The organism is Methylosinus sp. Ce-a6 (assembly GCF_009811655.1).
GTDB lineage: Bacteria > Pseudomonadota > Alphaproteobacteria > Rhizobiales > Beijerinckiaceae > Methylosinus.
In genome coordinates this window covers 1-1,275 of the sequence record NZ_BGJX01000082.1, presented here as the reverse complement: position 1 = coordinate 1,275, position 1,275 = coordinate 1, and the positions used below count along the sequence as shown (strand labels likewise).

General features: G+C 62.3%; 1 protein-coding gene. It reads right to left on the bottom strand.

What is annotated here, in order from left to right:
- Positions 1-20 precede the first annotated feature (20 nt).
- A complete protein-coding gene (locus tag Mspo_RS19395; protein ID WP_159732929.1) occupies positions 21-1,169 on the bottom strand; it encodes an IS4 family transposase in 1,149 nt (382 codons plus the stop codon).
- Between the last annotated feature and the right edge of the window lie 106 nt (positions 1,170-1,275).

Sequence of the window (1,275 nt, the reverse complement as noted above, 5' to 3'; positions counted from 1 at the left end):
CACGGCTGTCCGGTTCAAGCTTAGCATAGTATCAGCTCGTATTGGCGTGGATCTATGTCGTTTTTCGGCTGCGGCGCGCGCATGTCGACGATGCTCTTGCGATGCATGAGATTGGCTTTGACAAGTCTTTCGAGGTCGAGAAAGCCGCGGTTGTTCTTTTCGATGCTTTGTGCGAGGCGCAGCAGCAAATGCGCGATGAGCGCGGCCGCAAGCTGGATGCGCACCGCGTTTTGCGAGCGGCCCATCAGCCGCTTGATGCGAAGCGTCTGTTTCATCAAGCGAAAAAACAGCTCGATGAGCCATCGGCGCTTGTAGAGATCGGCGATCTCGTCCGCCGGCGCGTCGAGATCATTGCTGAGCAGCCGCAGCGTCTTGCCGCTGTCCGTCACGACGACGATCTCGCGCACGGCGTCGGCCATCGGATTCTTGCGCGCCTTCGCCTGGCGAGCGGGCAGAAAGCCGATCCGGTCGCTCGACGCACGCGTTCCCGGCGCCAGCGGCAAATTCTTCGCCTCGCAAAGCGGCGTGTTGGCCTTGAAGCGCGTGACGATGCGGCAGCCGGCCGCGTCGAGCCGCGCCCACCATTCATAGTCGTAATAGCCGAGATCGAACACATAGGTCGCGCCGGCCTCGATCGGCATTTCCTTCGCCGCCGTAATGTCGTTGACCTTGGCGGCGGTGAGCGAATGATAGACCGGACGCCCGAGATCGGGATCGAAGATCACATGCGCCTTGGCGCCGCAGACGGCGGCGGAGAACCGCGCCCATTCGCAGCCGACGCCGGAAAGATGCAGGCCGGTCGAATCGATGAGGCGCACGACGTCCTTCATCTCGCGCCGCGTCTTGCGATCGGTCTGCGCCAGCATCTGCTCGAGCAGACCGGTGAAGACCAGCGGACTGCGGCTGCGGTTGGCGTCGGCGAAGGTCGAGCGGGCGGGAGCCCTGCCGCCGAGATGGTAGAGCCGCGCCTGATGGCTCTCCATCGCCGTCTCGACGGCGCGCAGCGACTCGGCGCCGGAAAATTGCGCATAGAGCAGCGCGATGAGCTGATGGCGCGTCGTGAAGCTGCGGACGAGGTCGTCGGCGCGATGCCGGGCGACGAGCGCGTCGAAGGTTTTCCACGGAAGCAGTTTGAGCAGATCGTGGAAGACTGTATTTTTGTGGCGCATGACGTTGATCTCCAATCCGTGTCCCGACGAGTCGCCAAACTCAGGACTGGATTAGAATCAATGTCATGCGCTTGTACAACCAATTTTTGTGCCGGACAGCCGTGCG